The sequence below is a fragment of the Parasphingorhabdus sp. genome (assembly GCF_039982395.1).
Classification (GTDB): domain Bacteria; phylum Pseudomonadota; class Alphaproteobacteria; order Sphingomonadales; family Sphingomonadaceae; genus Parasphingorhabdus.
The window spans coordinates 1-17,920 of sequence record NZ_JBDWYO010000006.1; the positions used below are offsets into that span (position 1 = coordinate 1).

General features: G+C 51.0%; 15 protein-coding genes. 10 read left to right on the forward strand and 5 right to left on the reverse strand.

Annotated elements, in window-relative coordinates; translation table 11 throughout:
* The first annotated feature begins 467 nt into the window (after positions 1-467).
* From ABJV08_RS10145 to ABJV08_RS10170, 6 genes are all read left to right on the forward strand, one after another.
* Complete coding sequence (locus ABJV08_RS10145) at positions 468-2,576, forward strand: tetratricopeptide repeat protein (protein WP_348039369.1); 2,109 nt, start codon at positions 468-470, stop codon at positions 2,574-2,576.
* 168 nt (positions 2,577-2,744) lie between these two features.
* On the forward strand, positions 2,745-4,097 hold the full coding sequence (locus tag ABJV08_RS10150) for an MFS transporter (RefSeq protein WP_348039370.1): 1,353 nt from the start codon (positions 2,745-2,747) through the stop codon (positions 4,095-4,097).
* A 1-nt stretch (position 4,098) separates the two neighbouring features.
* Complete coding sequence (locus tag ABJV08_RS10155; RefSeq protein WP_348039371.1) at positions 4,099-4,554, forward strand: hypothetical protein; 456 nt, start codon at positions 4,099-4,101, stop codon at positions 4,552-4,554.
* An 861-nt stretch (positions 4,555-5,415) separates the two neighbouring features.
* Positions 5,416-5,832, forward strand: coding sequence for a hypothetical protein (locus ABJV08_RS10160; protein WP_348115145.1), 417 nt, complete (start codon positions 5,416-5,418; stop codon positions 5,830-5,832).
* Positions 5,833-6,100: 268 nt separating this feature from the next.
* Positions 6,101-6,814 (forward strand): MBL fold metallo-hydrolase, encoded by a 714-nt coding sequence (locus ABJV08_RS10165; protein WP_348039373.1) that lies wholly within the window; start codon positions 6,101-6,103, stop codon positions 6,812-6,814.
* Entirely contained in the window at positions 6,811-7,458 is a 648-nt protein-coding gene (locus ABJV08_RS10170) for a Rieske (2Fe-2S) protein (protein ID WP_348039374.1), read from the forward strand. The genes ABJV08_RS10165 and ABJV08_RS10170 overlap by 4 nt, the downstream gene beginning before the upstream one ends.
* A gap of 98 nt (positions 7,459-7,556) precedes the next feature.
* On the opposite strand, the gene ABJV08_RS10175 is transcribed toward ABJV08_RS10170, so the two are convergent.
* A complete protein-coding gene (locus tag ABJV08_RS10175; RefSeq protein WP_348039375.1) occupies positions 7,557-8,324 on the reverse strand; it encodes a hypothetical protein in 768 nt (255 codons plus the stop codon).
* Positions 8,325-8,970: 646 nt separating this feature from the next.
* On the opposite strand from ABJV08_RS10175, the gene ABJV08_RS10180 reads away from it, so the two are divergent.
* Entirely contained in the window at positions 8,971-9,996 is a 1,026-nt protein-coding gene (locus tag ABJV08_RS10180; RefSeq protein WP_348039376.1) for an NADP-dependent oxidoreductase, read from the forward strand.
* Positions 9,997-10,098: 102 nt separating this feature from the next.
* Entirely contained in the window at positions 10,099-10,257 is a 159-nt protein-coding gene (locus tag ABJV08_RS10185) for a hypothetical protein (protein WP_348039377.1), read from the forward strand.
* Positions 10,258-10,701: 444 nt separating this feature from the next.
* Here ABJV08_RS10185 and prfB read toward each other — a convergent pair whose 3' ends face one another.
* Positions 10,702-11,829: a peptide chain release factor 2 gene (gene prfB, locus ABJV08_RS10190; RefSeq protein WP_348039378.1), complete on the reverse strand. Its 1,128-nt coding sequence runs from the start codon at positions 11,827-11,829 to the stop codon at positions 10,702-10,704.
* 226 nt (positions 11,830-12,055) lie between these two features.
* On the opposite strand from prfB, the gene ABJV08_RS10195 reads away from it, so the two are divergent.
* Entirely contained in the window at positions 12,056-12,805 is a 750-nt protein-coding gene (locus ABJV08_RS10195) for a carbonic anhydrase family protein (protein ID WP_348039379.1), read from the forward strand.
* A 168-nt stretch (positions 12,806-12,973) separates the two neighbouring features.
* Here ABJV08_RS10195 and ABJV08_RS10200 read toward each other — a convergent pair whose 3' ends face one another.
* From ABJV08_RS10200 to ABJV08_RS10210, 3 genes are all read right to left on the reverse strand, one after another.
* Entirely contained in the window at positions 12,974-14,995 is a 2,022-nt protein-coding gene (locus ABJV08_RS10200; protein ID WP_348039380.1) for a GMC family oxidoreductase N-terminal domain-containing protein, read from the reverse strand.
* A 44-nt stretch (positions 14,996-15,039) separates the two neighbouring features.
* Positions 15,040-16,068 carry a YncE family protein gene (locus ABJV08_RS10205; RefSeq protein WP_348039381.1) on the reverse strand — a complete coding sequence of 343 codons (1,029 nt, stop codon included), beginning with the start codon at positions 16,066-16,068 and terminating at the stop codon, positions 15,040-15,042.
* Between the two features lie 75 nt (positions 16,069-16,143).
* The gene (locus tag ABJV08_RS10210; RefSeq protein ID WP_348039382.1) at positions 16,144-16,911 is read right to left on the reverse strand and encodes a CsgG/HfaB family protein; all 768 of its coding nucleotides are present in this window, start codon (positions 16,909-16,911) and stop codon (positions 16,144-16,146) included.
* 262 nt (positions 16,912-17,173) lie between these two features.
* On the opposite strand from ABJV08_RS10210, the gene ABJV08_RS10215 reads away from it, so the two are divergent.
* Positions 17,174-17,899 carry a hypothetical protein gene (locus ABJV08_RS10215; protein ID WP_348039383.1) on the forward strand — a complete coding sequence of 242 codons (726 nt, stop codon included), beginning with the start codon at positions 17,174-17,176 and terminating at the stop codon, positions 17,897-17,899.
* Positions 17,900-17,920 lie beyond the last annotated feature (21 nt).

The following is a 17,920-nucleotide window of genomic DNA, read 5'->3' on the forward strand; positions in this document are numbered from 1 at the left end:
GCACACGCGTATCACATTGAACAAAATCTATTCGAATTTGTTTATTGTTTGATCGGAATAACAGTTCTTCTTATCGAATTTCCAAAAAAGTTTTTGCTGATGTCGGTCTATCACGTCCATTATAGCCTATACCTGCTCGCAAGCTTATATTTCTTGATCTATGTCCCTCAAATGAAACTGTCGGGAAGTGAACTTGCTTTCGTTTGTCTGTTTTTTGTGCGGACATTCGCATTCACGCTTTTCTATATCCAAATGCATCGCGTCAGGATGAAAACGAGCATTTGACATTCAAGCTTTCTAGTGTCCGCTTTCGGGATATAGCCGCCACACGCTAGTGTCCGGTTTGGGCAAAAAAGCGGACGCTACTCCTGCATTAAAAACTACGACTATGGGATTCTCATTTCCGCCATTGCTGTCGATCCGATTTGCACTATGTTACATAGCCTTAAATATCGTTGGGGGCTGCGATGGAACATGGGCAGAAAGTGGAGTTGGCGCACAGGACAAAACCCGCGTTGCGCGCGTCGCTATTTGGTGGTTTCCAGTTGTTCGCGCCTGATGGCATTGCAATTGCAATTACCAATCGCCGAGCGCGCGCTATTCTCGCCATGCTTTGTCTTGCGCCAGATGAAACACTCGATCGCAACTATCTCAGCAAATTACTATGGCCCGGTAGATTTGAAGCCCAGGCGCGCGCCAGTTTGCGGCAATGCCTGTTGGACATTGGGAAATTATTCCAGTCCATGGACTGTGATCTTGTGGAGATCAGTCGAGCCAGCGTCGGTCTGAAAGCTTTCGCAGTCCGAACGGATCTTGGTGAAGTGGAGAGTGCCCTTGCCAGTGAGGATTATGCTGCCGCCAGTGAGTTACTGATTTCCATTGGTGCAAAGCCATTGCTTGACCAGATAAATTTTGATGAAGCATTTGACGATTGGCTGAGGCTTCGTCGCCATGAAACCGAACAACGATTGCAAGTCGGAGTAGCGACGGCATTATCCGCGTTGAAAAAAAGCGATAACCTGGCAGATCATGCGCGTCTGCTTAACGCCTGGTCACTACGATCTCCCGACTCCAATCCGATATCTAACCGCAAGCAAGGCAAAGTACGAATTGCCGTGCTCCCGTTCAAATCCATCGCAGAACCCGATGATCAGAGTTTCTTCGCAGATGGTATTGTCGATGAATTGATCACGACTTTTGGTCAGGTGCCTCAACTTCTCGTTGCCGGTCGAACTTCCTCCTTCCAGTTTAAAAACACGGATAAGAACCCATCGGACATCGCCAGCGCGCTAAATGTTTCCTATCTTCTGGAAGGTTCTGTTCAAAGGAAGGGAGAGCAAGTTCGCATTGATGTTGGTTTGATTGATGCTGAAACCGGTTTTGAATCATGGTCCTATAGCTATGATGGCACTCTCGATGATATTTTTGCGGCAAGGGCCGATGTCGCGCAAGCGGTCACAAACGGGTTGAGTGAAGCGCTTAATCTGCAAGAACATCAGCCTAAAACCCGAACCCTGACAACCAACAGGGAAGCTTATGGGCTCTATTTGCAAGGCCGGGCCCTGACCATCAGGGCCATTGGCGACGGAGTGTTGCCTGCGGCTATTGAATTGCTCGAAAAAGCTTTGGCACTTGATCCTGAATTTGCTGAATGCTGGACGGCACTGGCTGAAGCAGAGATTAATGTTACGGTTTTCTCGCCATGTTTGGATCGGTTGGAGCGCTGTGAAAAAGCAGCTGGCTATGCGAATAAAGCGCTCAAACTATCGCCGCAGCAGGCCCATGCCCGTATTGTCCTTGCCTTTTACGCTTGGACGCAAAATGATATTGTCGGTGCGCTTGACTTGGCGTTTGAGGCTTATCTGCTGGAACCCAATAATCCGGATGTGTTAAACCGTGTCGGTTCCTTTCTGCTCTATTGTGGGCGTTGCCGGGACGCCTTGCCATATATCGAAGCCAGCATAGATCAGGACCCGGTCAATGGCCGTAGCTACGCTATCCTTTGTGGGGTGCATCTTAACCTTGGGAATATTGATGTTGCCATTGATGCGGGACAGCGGATGGTCGATCTTGGTTTTCCATCTTTGTGGCTGGCAGCGGCAACGGCTATTGCAGGTGATAATGAACGCGCCGTGGAAACATATCAGCTGACAAAGAAGTTGATGAATACCGTAATCTACCCGCCGGCCGGCAGTGCTCCGATGGATCCCGAGGCGATGGATGCATATTGGCTGATGGCTGCGAAGGGACTTTGGAGCGGGGAAGGCCAAGACCGCAAAAACTATTGCATGGTGCTGGAGATGCTTCACGCGACACTGCACGATTCCTGTGATTCGACTATCGTTCTCCCAGCGATTTGGATGGGTGAGGCGCAGATGGTCTTCAAAACCCTCGGCAAGCAGATAACAACCGCCAATTTCTTCGCCTTCATGTCGCTCTGGACCAATGCAGAACCGATTAATCAGGTGCGCTTGCATCCTGACTTCATGGATTTTGCCCAGCGCATCGGCATGGTCGCCGCTTGGGAAAAATATGGTTGGCCGGACCTACTCCCCAAGCCTTCCACCATGAAATAGAGCATTATTGACGCTTTTTTGACGGTAGCGCAGTTGACGTAAATTTACATTTGCGTGCATCAATAGCGCATTGAAATTGCAGACAAGTTTGATCGTTCAGGTCGGTTCAAAAAATCTCTTTGGCCGCCAGCAGGAGAGCTTTGCCTGCTATATGCTGGGGGGAATGAAATGGAGCAAGCTGCTAGGCTGCCGGTACGGCTGGCCCTTCCCTCGCTTTCTGAAAGCAAGCCGGCGCGTCTCATCGTCGTGGCAATTCTTTATTTCATGCAGGGCGTGCCAATAGGACTGACGACTGTAGGCATAGCGGCGTGGCTCGCAGCCAAAGGCGCAACACCGGTTGAGGTGGGCGTATTCATCGGCACGGCTATGTTGCCCTGGTCCCTAAAGCTGGTGAACGGCCTGTTGATGGATCGCTTTACCTTCAAACCAATGGGCCGTCGCCGGATTTGGATTATCACCGCGCAAGCCATGATGGCGATTGTCCTGCTAGCCATGGCAATAGATGCGCCGACGGTTGGTCAGATCGGGCTGCTGGCGGCCTATTGTTTTGCGCTCAATCTGTGTGCAACCTTTAACGATGTGGCGGTCGACGGGATGGTTGTCGACATTGTTCCGGAAAACGAACGCACAATTGTCAATGGCCTGATGTTCGCATCCCAATCAGTGGGAATAGCCGGCGCCAGCTTCATCGCTGGGCAATTGCTTGTTTCGGGCGATATCGCGTCGACAGCGCTGACTTTTGCCGCTTTTGTAGCAATCGCCTCGTCCGTGGTCGTGATCATCCGCGAACGTCCCGGAGAACGGCTGTTGCCATGGAGTAAAGGCTCTGCTTCCCGCGAATGTGAAGAACGGCAGCACAGCGCTTGGCTTCCAATGATCGTCGGCTTGTTTCGGTCAATGGCCTCACCGCTTACTTTGTTGTTCGTTCTATGCATGACCTTAATGCAGGTGACTTGGTCTTTTATAGACGCGGTCAGTCCGACGCTAACCATCCAACAGCTAGGTTGGGGGAGCGAGCAGTTTTCCAGTTTTTCAGCGACTGTCAGTCTAGTCGCGGCCCTTGCTGCGGGGGTCTTGTCTCCGCTGATCGTGCGCGTCACTGGCTTACGCAAAGCCATCATGATTCTGTTTCTTCTGCTCGGATTTAGTGCAGCAATTGGCGGTGCGACTTTCGACAGTTGGGAAGGTGACAGAACCTTCATCGCAATTTTCATGATTCAATATGTCGTGGCGCTGCTGCTGATGATCTTGATGATTGTTTGGGCCATGCGCATCTGCGGACCCGCCGTCGCCGCTAGTCAGTTTGCCCTGTTCATGGCCGTTCCGAATTTAGGTCGGGCAGTGATGTCCGGCAACTCCGGCTGGCTCGTCGAGAGCGGCGGCTATGCCGCAACCTATTACGCGGTCGCCGCAATCACGCTGGTCGGCTTTGCACTCTGCTTAATGGCCAAAGTGGGAAAATCTGAGGCGGTGCCTGGCACGGCGCTGCCCCGCAAAAGTTCAACAACCAAGGAGACGTAAAATGAAAATGATTAAAGAAATGAAGATGGCTGCCGCTGCTATGGTGGTGACTCTGCCAATGGCATTGCCCGCTATGGTGCAAGCTCAGGAATTCCCGTTGGTTGCCGGTGAGTATTCAAACGTTAGCGGTATTTATATCAAAGACGGCGGAGCGTTTAAATATGCCAACCATCTTGCTAGCGATTGGACCAAAGTCCAGGAATTTGCCAAATCAAAAGGCTGGATCAGCGACTATAAAATACTCATTAACGAGAACCAGCGTGATGGCGAACCGACGCTTTATCTGATGACGACCTTTGCCAGTATTCCGGACGCAGCGGAATCAGAACGGCGCAATAAAGAATATGATGCCTTTATGAAGTCATCTGCCGAGCAGCAGATAACAGAATCCGGCAATCGCGCCGAATATCGCACCGTGAAAAGCAGCATGCTTTTGCGCGAATATAAACCTCGATAGGCCGCCCTTAGGTCTTTCGAAGATTTCACGAAAGTGATGCGTCCGGCGGATGGAATTGCGACCCTCTATCCGCCGGTTTTCGCACGCCATGGAGAAGCAACGCTAATGTCCGATACAATTGTCTCTCAAGACAAACTCCAGTAGCGTCCCTGCCTCCCTGAATAACTCTAGTGTCCGCTTTCGGGATATTGCGGTCACCATGCTAGCGTCCGCTTTGGGCGCAAAAGCGGACATTGTGAACAGCCCAAGATTCAGTTTATGTGGTCGCAAATATCGAGGGAATTTGATGTGCCAAGCCTACTACTGTTGGTGACTACTGCCCTTATAGCCACAGTGTGGGCGGTATTGAGGCGACGTTCTGAATCAAGGTCCAAAACTGAACCTATCGCCTTTCTTGTTTTCTTATGTTTGACACTAGGCTTAGCACTGCGCTTTGGAGGCAGAACTTACCCCGGGATTTATTTCCCCAATTCCTCTTTTTTGAATTGGATGTTGAACGGTAGTACGCTTTTTGTTGATTTTGGATACACCTTAATCATGGCTTATTTCTTGGCGCGATCCGCATTGATTTTTATCCCAATGCACCACAGGTTAAAACTCGGTTTGACTGTGGTCTCGTGGCTTGCCGTCTCTACGGCTACTATGATAGCGTTCTATGGATTTTATTGGGCTAATGCGTTTGATCGACTGCCATAGGAAGCAAAGTCCAATCCCCAACCAGCCCCAAACACCCTCCAAGACTATACCTAGTGTCCGCTTTGGGCGCAAAAGCGGACATTTGAAACGCAAAAGCAGCCGTTCAGCTCATGACCCACTAGCGGTTGGTCCAGAATGTGCTAAGTCTGACGCATGTCTAACAAGATGCCAAGGGTAGATAGCGAGTTTTTGGAAGGCGTTCTTGAGAGTATCAGGCGTCGGAGCAAGGCACTTAAACATAGGAACGCAAAGCCTGCGATTGAGAGGTTTCTCGAAGTTCAAGAAGATCATTTCGAAGAACGGATCGAAATCCGTATAGATATCCGACCCCGCCAAACCCTAAGGCTGAAACTATGGAGCGACAGATTTATCGATGTTTGGGCAGCAGAGTCAGTTTGGCAGGCGGGATGGAAATTTCAGTACCAAAAATCCGGACGCTTTGTCGGCGGTATCGATGGCCGCAAGATTGTAGGCGCTATCGAGGAATCGCTATCTGCCATGTTCGAAATGACTGCAGACGACACATCTGAGCTTGAACAAACCTGGAAGCCATTGCTGGCTTCGGGGCCATCAGCTTTATGACCACTTCCACACACTTTCAGACATTCGACGGGATGAAAGCCAATGTCCGCTTTCGGGATGAAGCGGACAGCGCGGGCACTAGAGAGTAGAGCGCTGCGATGATGTGCTCAGGAACCTCTGCGCAGTTCCAAATTTGCTTTGCTGACAGCGCTATGCATAATGAGGATCCAGTGCATCCAAAAGGGTATGTCCAATAGAAAATCATGATGAGCTGTCCGTTGCAACATGCTGGTTCGAACGAAAGAACATCAGCGATGGCATAACCTTGTTGTGGGAACCACATGTCCATCCGCTTTTGCGATGTAACATTTGGCATGTCCGTGGACGCGACCAGGATATTTTGATCGACACCGGCTTGGGCGTAGGCAGCCTCTCAACGGCTGCGAAGGATTTGTTCGACAAGTCCATTCTTGTCGTTCTGACTCATACCCATATGGATCATGTGGGTGGCGCGTACGAATTTGATCATTGCTGTGTTCACCGAGAGGAAGCGAACGCAATGGCCACCGCCGAACACCATCTACCGTTGAGCCTTGACGCCTATAGTGACGATGACAAAGCATGGTTTACCTCCATCGGTTACGACATTTCAGGAGGTCTGCTAACGGCGATTCCGCACGCAGGATTTGATCCTGAAATCCATCAAATGGAAGCGGTAGAAGCCACCAGGATCATTGACGAAGGCGACATCATCGACACCGGCGACCGCGCGTTTGAAGTTTTGCACTTACCAGGCCATTCTCCCGGCAGCGTCGCGCTTTGGGATGCCAAGACCGGAACGCTGTTTTCCGGTGACGCGATTTATGACGGCAGCTTGCTTGATCAAATTCCAGGGTCGGACATTCCCATCTATATAAAAACAATGAAACGTTTGCGGGAGCTGCCGGTAGAAATTGTTCATGCCGGCCACGAGCCCAGTTTTGGACGCGATCGTCTGGTGGAGTTGGTCGATGGCTATTTGACGGAGAAGGATGCGCTATGATCGAAGTCGGGCAGTTGGAACGCGATGTGGGTGCAAGTGCAAAACGGGCGATTGAGGATGAGCTCGATTGGGAGCATCTACCACACACGCACCGCACCACCTTCTCGGCTGTTTCCCTCATTCATTCTGATCGTAACGGCTGGGAAGCCGATGTTATACTAGTTGATGGCACGCCAATGCGGATGAAGGTCACTCTCGATGAAGATCGGCTCGGCTATACCAATGCGACATTTTCTGAAGGCACTGAAAATGGACGCGCGGTTTGCCGGATTTCTGAAACGGGAAGCGATAGTTGCCGCATGTCATTGCGTTTCTTTGTCCCCGATATATCGGGATTGGACCGAGAAGGCGTTGGCGCATTTTACGTTGATCTGTTTGGGCGTTTGATTGACGAAGATGAACCAAAGATGATCTACACAACCGAGGCTTTGAAGGCGGGCGGTGCTGCGCATAAGCAACGCCGGAAGGCTGCTTTGGCAGATGGAACAATGGTTCGGGTGCCTGTTGTTTGCCCACATCAAGGATTACCGCTAAATTGCGAACCGGATGCGTCTGGTATCATGACCTGTCCTTGGCATGGCTATCAGTTTGATGCTCGATCCGGAGAATGCGTCAGCGGACAAGTCAAGGGATGGCGTTCGTGAGACGAACAGTTTCTCGACCGGTATGTTTCAAGCCCTGATTTGAAAATCGTAACAAATCCAATTTTCGCTTTCGGGATGTCGCGGCCATAACGGACGCTTTAGATTGATTTTGTCATTTTTGGGTATTTTCTGAGAAAAATTATAATCATTATCGGGGCGACTAGGAGAGGACCAAATAATATTAGGGCCACGGGTATCTCGAGTTGAGAATATATTTCCGCCAATGGTGCTCGCACAGCAATGACAAAAGCCCAAATCATGCGGGCAAGATGACGGCGTATTCTTAGCGCAGAGCGTACATGAGCATTGCGAAAGAAATGAATGTCTCCAACCAACAATATGATGGGTATGGTCAGTATGACCAATGGGCCAATGGGAGGAATGCTTCCCGCTATGATTTGAGGAACAGCCATTGCCAGGAATATTGCGACGACGATAATCTCGAATATGAAAAACCCATATTCCGTCACTTTTATCTTCGTAGATGCCGGTTTTAGGGCCAAAATAGCGGTGCCGACTGCGTAGACAGATGTAAGGGCAGCTACCAAGAGCGGCGGAGCCATGCGCACTGATAGTAAAATTAGCGATGTGATTGCTACGACCAGAATACCGGCGGCAAAAATTCTACCAGCTAGAATATGAAACATGCTTCCTTTTTTTGCAGTCAACGCAACAATGGCAGCAATTAGCCCGAGTGCCCCAATCACGATATGCGCATAGTAGCTCAAGGCATCAAACGGCGCTGGATTGGTTAAGTCAACCGGATCAACAGGTATCATCAGCAAACCTTTAGCAATTTTTGAAAGCCCTGTATCGCTCCTGTTTTTTACCATTGTCAATATCCGCTTTCGGGATATTGCAGACATGTCTGTTCCTTCAAGCTAAGCATATTGTCACGAAGGAGTGTGAGCATGGAACGGCTTAAGAGAATGCAATTGCCAATAAAGGGTGGCTGCTTGTGCGGCGAGGTTTCCTACCAATGTTCAACTGCGCCCATATGGTCTGTGAATTGTCATTGTAGAGCGTGCCAAATGCTTAGCGGTGCGCCATATGTTTCTGCGTTCTCGGTCCCTGCGGAGGCGTTCACTGTAAACAGTGGGGATACGATAAAGTTCTTTCGAGAATCCGACAACGGAAACAAAGTATCAACAACTTATTGCGCTAAATGCGGAACAAGATTATTCGCGCAAAGTGAAGGCAACCAGGCTTTGGTGAATATATTCGCGCCAACATTGGAGGATGCTGCCAATTTTGTACCGATTTCCAATGTCTACCTATCAGCTGCGGCCTGCTGGATTGAACCAGACGAAAAAAGATTTAACTTTGAAAAGATGCCCGAATTTTGAGGATGAATCTATGGCCGCTTCCGGGATAAAGCGGACATTGCCATGGAATCTGTCTTGGGCCGATTATTCTGATTGAAACCCAGCACTGAGTTTCACCGTGATTGCTACTCAAAATGCTACTTGCGGCTGGCAGGGCTTCTCATATGCCGGATAGACATCTTCATCCATGTGCAGGAGTTCGGCCATCACCATTAAAAACCGCAGAGTCTTTATCAAGCAACGTCCAGACGGAATGCCGACGATTGACGACTTTGGTATTGAGAATGTCAATATCGAGGATGTGCCGGCGGGTCATGTGGTGGCGAAAGTCGATACGCTTTCGATGGATGCGTGGATCCGGACAACATTGAACGAAGAAGGCATGCACCGGACGGGCGATATCGGATCGACTATTCGCGCGCTGGGTGTTGGCCAGGTGGTCGAAAGTCGCAGTGATGATCTGGCTATCGGTGATTGGGTCTATGGCCTCATGTCAGCGCAAACATATGCCGTTTTGCCGGCAGGCGCCGCTACCAAAATTGTTCCGGAAGACGGGATAGCACCGAGCGCTTTTGCCGGGCCTTTGGGAATTACCACCGGTCTGACCGCATGGGTTGGACTGGTCGCGGTCGGAGAAGTTCAGGAAAATGATGTGGTGGTCGTTTCGGGCGCTGCCGGTGCGGTGGGAACGGTTGTGGTTCAGCTTGCAAAGGCCCGCGGCGCACGCGTGATTGGGATCGCGGGCGGCCCTGAAAAATGCAGTTATCTGACAGAAAAGATGGGCGCAGATGTTGCAATCGACTATAAAAATAATGACGTCTCTTCTGCTCTGAAAGCGGCAGCTCCAGAGGGTGCAAATGTCTTTTTTGACAATGTGGGTGGCGAGATTCTTGACAATGTTCTCGACAATCTGGCCGCCGCCGAAGCGCGCATTGTCATTTGTGGCGCGATCTCGCAATATCAACATTTGGCCGATGTAAGAGGACCAAAATTATATTTAAGACTGGCCGAGCGGAACGCCTCGATGAGAGGCTTTGTGGTTAGTCATCATGAAGCGAGATATCCCGAAGCGATTCAAGAAATATCTGAGTTGCTGAAGACCGGTCAACTGGCCTTGCCGGAACATGTTGTCGAAGGGATTGATCGTTTTGCGGAAGCGTTGTTCATGCTGTTCAATGGAGCGCATGTCGGGAATCTCGTTGTCCGTCCTTGAACAGATGGACCGCTGCACATCGATGGGGCGCAGTCGATAGATTTTGAAGTGCTTCAGGGACGGAAAAACGGACATTCGAGAATTGATGTTTTTGATCAATCGGTGGAATCAGCAATAGTTGCCGGGATCGATTTTGAAGCTGCAAAGATGCTGAGACAGGTGGCCTTTATGGCGCCCAATATATGGAAGAATGTCGCGGCCCGGGAAGTGGCACAGGTGGCGGGCAAAACTCAGAGTGAAGCAGATGCTGTTGAACTTTGAAAACACAGGACAGCACTGGTCGATTTTTCTTGGGATGATATTTTGTCCTGACGCTCGCTTTCGGATGCAACGGGCATTGGTTTGTCCCTTCATTCTATGCGGGGACTTTCCTACAGATAGGCAAAGAGCATAGGTTTGTTCCTGATCTTTGATAGTTTGGATAGAATCGCAATTGCCGCGCATATGGCCTCTGAACGGCCCGGATTTGAGGTGGGGACGGAAAGGTTACACTCGATCCGAGGTTTTTGGAGTGGAATGCTCGAATATTCAGGGCTTCGGGACAAAGGGATCGGAAACAAAAAGCCTGTTTTGTGTCAACTTCGGTTGTGAATGAGAGCTTCTCCAAACGGGGTCCGTGTGGAGACTATAAAGTTGGTTAGACCGAGCGTGAACAGGCTAGGGCAGGGGGAAAGTTAGTCGTCTCCCAATTTGGAGAACGACGGGCTATTCGACATCCTCGACATCGACAGCTTCACCCGTGACTTTTTGCGACAAGGTAGCGGCAATAAAGTCGTCTAGGCTGCCATCGAGGACATCGCTGGGCGCGCTGCTGGTGTGGCCGGTGCGGAGATCCTTGACCATCTGATAGGGTTGTAGGACATAGCTTCGGATCTGGTGACCCCAACCGATTTCGGTCTTGGCTTCATATTCGCCCGAGGCTTCGGCTTCGCGGCGTTGCAGCTCGGCTTCGAACAGGCGCGCTTTCAGCATGCCCATAGCGGTGGCGCGGTTCTTATGCTGGCTGCGGTCATTCTGGCTGGCAACGACAATACCCGTGGGTTGGTGGGTGATGCGTACGGCGCTGTCGGTGGTGTTGACGTGCTGTCCGCCGGAACCGGACGCGCGATAGGTGTCGATCTTGAGGTCGCTTTCGTTGATCTCGACTTCGAAACTGTCATCGATGACCGGATAAACCCAGACGCTGGAAAAGCTGGTATGGCGTTTGGCGGCGCTATCAAAGGGAGAAATACGGACTAGCCGATGGACTCCGCTTTCGGTTTTTGCATAGCCATAGGCATTCTCGCCCTTAACCTCGATCGTCGCCGATTTGATGCCCGCCTGATCACCGGCCTGATAATCGACCATGCTGACCTTATAGCCCCGTCCGTCGGCCCAACGCTGATACATGCGCAGCAGCATTTCTGCCCAGTCCTGGCTTTCGGTTCCGCCGGCGCCAGCGTGAATTTCGATGTACGTGTCAAGACCATCCGCTTCGCCGGAGAGCAGGGCTTTGACTTTGTCACGGTCGGCGCGGGTTGCGAGCTTGTCGAGTGTCGCCACGCCTTCATCGGCCAAATCGCTGTCGCTTTCTTCTTCGGCCATCTCGATAAATTCAAGCGCATCATCGCGTTCCTGCTGGATTTCCAACGCAGCGTTGATGGATTCATCGAGACGTCGCCTTTCGGTCATAACCGCTTGCGCTGCCGTTTGGTCGTCCCACAAAGTTGGATCCTCGACGCGGGCGTTCAGCTCGTCGAGACGGCGCAAAGCGGCGTCCCAGTTGAGAGCAGTCTTGATCAAGGTGAGAGCGGCGTCGATCCGATCGACAAAGGCTTGCGCGTCGGCACGCATGATAATCTCCAATAACAGTGGCAGCAGCGATTAGACGATATCGGCGGGAAGTAAAGTGGTCTGGCAATAGATTGGCGGAACTGGCGGGTTTTCTGTCCTGCGTCCATTGATAAAATCTATTGAAATCGGTTCTTGGTTAAGATTGTGATTTTGTTGATGGAAATCTAAATATCGTCGCATAGGGCCGCTGAAAAAAGTTGCGGTTAGGCAATTTGAAAGGACTAGCATGATTTATCGTCGACTTTCGGGCTCCATATTGGGAGCTCTTCTCATTTCCAGCCCGGTATTTGCCGAGCATCACAAATCTTACGGCTATGAGGGCGAGCATGGACCTGAAAAATGGGGCCAATTGGCTGATAAATATGCGCTCTGCGAAAAGGGTGACATGCAGTCTCCGATCGATTTGGCTGGGGCCAACGCCAAGGGCAAGGTCGCACTTTCGGTAAATTATCAGAATGGCCCGTTGACCGTCTCTAACAAGGGTCTGACCATTCAAGCTGATTTCGCAGCCGGTTCTTCGATGACGAGCGGCGGGACACAGTTTAATTTGATCCAGATTCACTTCCACACGCCCTCCGAGCACGCGATTTCGGGCAAGCGTTATCCGCTAACCGGACATTTTGTACATGCTACCGAAGGCGGCAAGTTGGGTGTTCTCGGTGTGATGTTTGAAGAGGGTGCCGCCAATGCGGAACTCGCGAAAATTCTTGCTGCCGCGCCAAACAAGAAATCTAAGCCCATGGCAGTGGCTGGACAGATGATCGATCCCAACGGATTGTTGCCTGCAGATCGCGCTGTGTATCGCTATATGGGTTCGCTGACCACACCGCCATGCAGCGAAGGGGTCAATTGGCACGTACTCAAAGATCCGATCACGGCTAGCGCTGAGCAGATTGCAGCATTCGAAAAATTGATGGGCGATAGCGCACGTCCGGTGCGGGCTCTGAACAATCGGCTTGTGGTTGCGCCAGAATAATGGGGCACTGCTGATTTCGGAGCCTTTGATTGAATCAGAGGTAGGATAGGAAGTCAGCGAGTTGACTAGAAAATATTGAGAAAGGGACGTGTCCGAAGATTATGGGCACGTCCTTTTTTTGTGCGGAGAGTCAAAGATGAGTTTTGTGAACCACTTTGATCCCAAGACTTAACCGAAGCGTCTTTTCCCTGCCATCGCTCTGTGGGCCATTGCCATGGTCGTCAGTTGAGCGTTTACCCGAATGCAACTGGGCATGACGCTCGCATCAGCGACATAACAATTGGTTGTATTGTGAACGCGCTGGTTGAGGTCAACGACACCCTTGTTAGGGTCTTCGTTGATTGCATTGCCTCCATGCGGATGGGAACTCGAAAGGACTACATCATCCGGTTCGACAATTGCACTTTCGTAAAAGGCATCGATCTGTGCGTCGGTCATCTCGTTCTTCAATGTTTGACCCAGGAGCAACGCAGGGTAGACTTCTAGTGCACCATTGAGGAAGTGGACTTTGGTCATCGTTGCCAGCGCGCGGCGCAATAGAGACAATTCATCTTCGCCAATTTTTAGCTTAAGCTTACCATTGTCCATGTAACCCAGTCGATCTGCCGGAAACAGAACTCCTGCGGAAACCAGATGGTTGTAGTTTTGCATGCGCTCAAAATGATCTTCAAACCAACCCGGTACCAACATAGCCATGCTCATTGGCGGCTGAAAATGACTCTCGATCAGAAAATCACCGCGATCGATATAGGTTGCCATCTGGTCTTCGTTCCAGGCATTCACCTTTGTGGTTTCGGGCATCAGGGCAACGACAGGGCAGGCGATGTTCAACGAGATATTTGTTCCCGATTGCAGGATGCCGCTAGCGTTTAGCAAATTGCTCGAGGCAAGGGCACCAGCTGCTACGACGACGCCTTTCCGTGTGCGAATTGTCCGCTTGCGTCCATCAGGCAACATGATTTCGACGGCTTTCGCGATGCGCTTGCCGTTGGCACCTTCGGCCCAAAGAATTTCGGTGGCTTCGGCTTGATCCAATATCCGGGCTGGTTTGTCCCGCGCATCGCTGGTTGCATGCGTAAGATAGCTTTCGGGCATGGCTTTTTTGCGGCCGTATGGGCAACCGGTGTTGCAATATCCGCAATATACGCACTCGCTATCCGCGGTCGCGGGACCGTAGTTTTTCTTGAACCACGCAGTGATAGCCTTCTGGTCCTTCGGATCGGTTGACTGCGCAGCATATTTTTCCCAGCCATTCAGAAGATGGGGGCCATTGTTGCGACCGGTTATCGGGTCAATCTCTGCAACGTTCAATGCTTGCTCGATGGCTTGGTAACTGGTCGCCAGGCTGGCTTCGCTGATAGGAGCGCCCAGCCTCGACCAAGTGTCGTAGACGTCTTCCGCATCAGGGTGGACGAGGCCCTCCTGTTTCATGCGCAGGCAGATGCCATTGTTGATGACCGTAGAGCCACCTACGACGCGGCCTTGGAATACGATGATATCGCGATCGAAGGTCGTTTGTAGCCCCCCATCCTTGAACATGCGGGCTGTCATCCGTGCTTCTTCATGCGTGATACGAGAAGAGGGGTAATGGCTTCCGGCTTCGATGATCAGTACCTCATGCCCTTCATCGGCAACTGCCGCCGCTGCTACAGCGCCGCCGGCTCCGGAGCCGATCACAACTACGTCGGTTTCTTCCGGTATGGCATCATGGCCGACAAATGTTTCTGCCGTTAGATCTCGATGCGTTTCACGGCGAACCATTCGCTCGCCTGATGCAGAGCGGTCTCGCTGTGCCGGCAGTTCGAAATTGAGGTCGTTTAAGACCGGATTATCGAAATTGGCTTCCTCATCACCGTGCTGCCAATGGCCATAATAGCCAGCCAGAATTACGCCTTTCGTGCGCGCGATGTCCTGAAGGAAATCGATACGAGACTTTTGCAGCCGTTTACGGATTATATTCTTTCGAATACCAGGGGGGGCAGCGAGGAAAAAAGGACCTCCGAGAACGGTCAGTAAACCGTATAGAGCCAGACCGATTTCATCTGGTTTTTTGCCGTCGATATTTGAAAAATGTTCCTGGAGATTATCAACAATCTGATCAACGGAAATGACCATCTTTCGATCGTGGAAGAGGGCTTCCGCCATTGCTTTGATAATCAATGCCTGCAGTCGATTGAACGGTTTACGCAATTTCTATCTCCCAAGGTGCGACCCGGGAATTTTGTTGTTTTGGCCTATTTCTTTTTGAACTTGGCCTGTGAAACTATACCTAACCCGTCCCCGTCTGCTCCAGCTTTGAAACGACGGAGCACCTTGCCAGCTGCCAGATCAACTTCGGCAATCATATCAGGGCCGGTTTCCGCTACATATAGAAACTTTCCATCAGGAGAGAACAAGATTGTCACTTGTTGAGAATCGATGCTGCCGCTCACCGGAATATCGCTTTTCGGTGAGCGTGTTGCCACATCGTACAGGCCCAATGCGCCGTCTCCTAGATTGGAAGTGATGGCGGTTTGGCCATCGGGGCTAATCGCAATACGGATCGGAAATTTTCCAGTCGGAATGGTGCCGATTTTTTCGAGGCTATCAGCATCAAAAATATACAATCGGTCTCCGCGGCGATCGGCAACCCACACAGTTTTGCCGTCAGGTGTGACGGCCAATCCTTCCGGTTCGGTTCCTGCTGGTAGATCCTTAATCTTGGTCATATTAAGCAGATCAAGCACACTCACTGTCCTGGATTGCATATTGGAGACAAAGGCACGCGACTTGTCCGGAGTGACAACCAACATATGGCTGCCCTGCTGGCCCGTTGCAATTTGTGAAATATTGCGTGTTTGCGTTTCTCCGCTCGGAGGAGAGACAATCGTTATCGTGTCGCTTCCTTCGGTTGTTGCAACAATGCGTCCGTCATCGAGCCACAATATTCCGTGCGGACGTTTGTTCGGAGACAATGATATGGTTTCGATTTTGTCCATCGCAGCAACGTCAAAAATATCTATGGTTTCGCCGCCATAGGAAACAATGGCCGCCAAGTTACCATCGGGTGAAATAGCAATCTCATGCGGTTGATTGCCGGTTTTTCGCCGTGCGGTTTCCTGGCCACTTTCAAGGTCAATGAAGCTTAAGCTGTCTTCGCCCTTGTTGCCTACCAGCAAAGTGCCGTTTGAACTGGGATCTATTTGACTGCTTTCATTTGCGGCAAGGGCACAGGATGAAAGGACAATCGACGTCAGAGCCGTTGTAATAATCCGCTTGTTCAATTGCCCCTCCCCAAAAAAAACTCAGCGACCTTTTGCAGGCCGCTGAGTGCTAGTTCAATCGAAATAGCGATGCCGCTACTCGGCTTGCGGAGCCGCAGCGCTGGGATCTTCGGGAAGACCGCCCAATTGCGTCACCAATTCTGTATATGCATCGAGATAGGCCAATGCCATCACCCGTCCGATTTGCGTGTCTGTATATCCGCCGCCAGCAGCGCCTACCAATGCACCGCCGAGGAAGCCGCCTGCGCCGCCACGAAAGCGAACATCAGACGTTCTTCTGTAGCCTTCAACGGTCCGCTCGATTTCAGTCGTACGGACATTGACGAGCGACAGCGTAACATTTGCCTCTTTTTTGTTGACCTTCAGGCCACCCAATAGGCCGCCAAATGTTCTGCCTCCCAACGCACCAGCGACTCCACCTAACAAGCCGCCGCCGCCAGAACGGCTATTGGCTGAAATGATGTCAGGAATAAGTACATAGTCGGCTGCTTTGACTTGGCGCCGACCAACATTTGATCCACGTTGCAATTCGCCGTCATCGGCAAGAGCGCGTTCGATTGCGCGCGCCGCAAGGCCAGACCCACGATCGACCTGTCCGAAGCAACCGGAGCGTTGAATGAAGGTCTTGATCAAGGCTTCTGGAGAACCGATATTATAGCTTCTCCACCATCTGACTTCTGGTTCTACAACAGCAATCGTGCCGAGCTTGACCGTGCATCTAGGAATTTGTGCAGCGGCCCGGTCTTGCGATTTCTGGCCCTTTGATTTTCCTGCAGCCATTGCGGCTCCACCGGTCAGCGCAACAGATGCTATCGCGGCGGTGGTCAGTAGCTTTTTCAACATGATTGTTCCTCCGATTTTAGAACTCGTTTTCCTGAAAAACTGTGAACTGAGCTTCCCCAAAAAAGCGATGTGGCTTTTTGACGACCCCAAAATTCCAAAGATGTTGTAAACCGGTTAGTAGCTAACCCCTGTGATGAATAGCATAATTTGGACATTTTACATTGCTATGGATTGTTTTGCTTCGCCGTTCCGTTTTCAATATTGGTTGTTTGTGCTAGGATGCCGATAGATAGAGAAATTTAAATATGTTGTTAGAGTCGCTATGAACTTTGTAGTTAAAATTGCCCTGCTCGGGGGTGTGTTGCTGGCTGGCGCTGCGCATGCTCAAGGTATGCTGGATCCGGACAATCCGACCTGTCCGCGCTATCCCAATTGGTCCTCCAGCAAGATCATGGAACTGACGTTGGTTGACCGCAAAGGCACAAAAGTATTGCTTGCTGAAGGCGCAGTCGATCAAGGCTTGCCCGATCGCCTGAACAAGATGCTTTCTGAAAACAAAGATATTACGGAAATCTGGTTGCGGTCTCCGGGGGGCAACGCACGGGCGGGCAATGAAGCGGGCCAGGTCATTCGAAAGTTTGCCAAGACCATCGACGGCCTTTTGATCACGCGTATCCCGTCAGGCTGGACCTGCTTTAGTGCCTGCAACTTTGTGTTCATGGGGGGGCGCGCTCGGATAATTGATAAAGGCGGTCATTTCATGGTTCATATGTTCACCATGACGGGTGATCGCAACGCGATAAATTATAGCATCGAAATGGGAACGGATTCCACGGTAGGCTTGATTGGCGAAGTGGAACAGGAAAGCGCGCTTCTTGCAACAGAAGATAACGACTTTCTAATCCGCATGGGTGTCTCGCGTAAATTACTGTCTGAAGTCATGTACAAAACCAGCGCCGTTAAATCCGGTGCAGGCGACAAGGAAACACGCCGTTGTCTGACTGAAGAAGAAGCGCTTCGCTATAATGTAGCCAATGTGACCGACTAATATTTCGGATCCCAGATACCG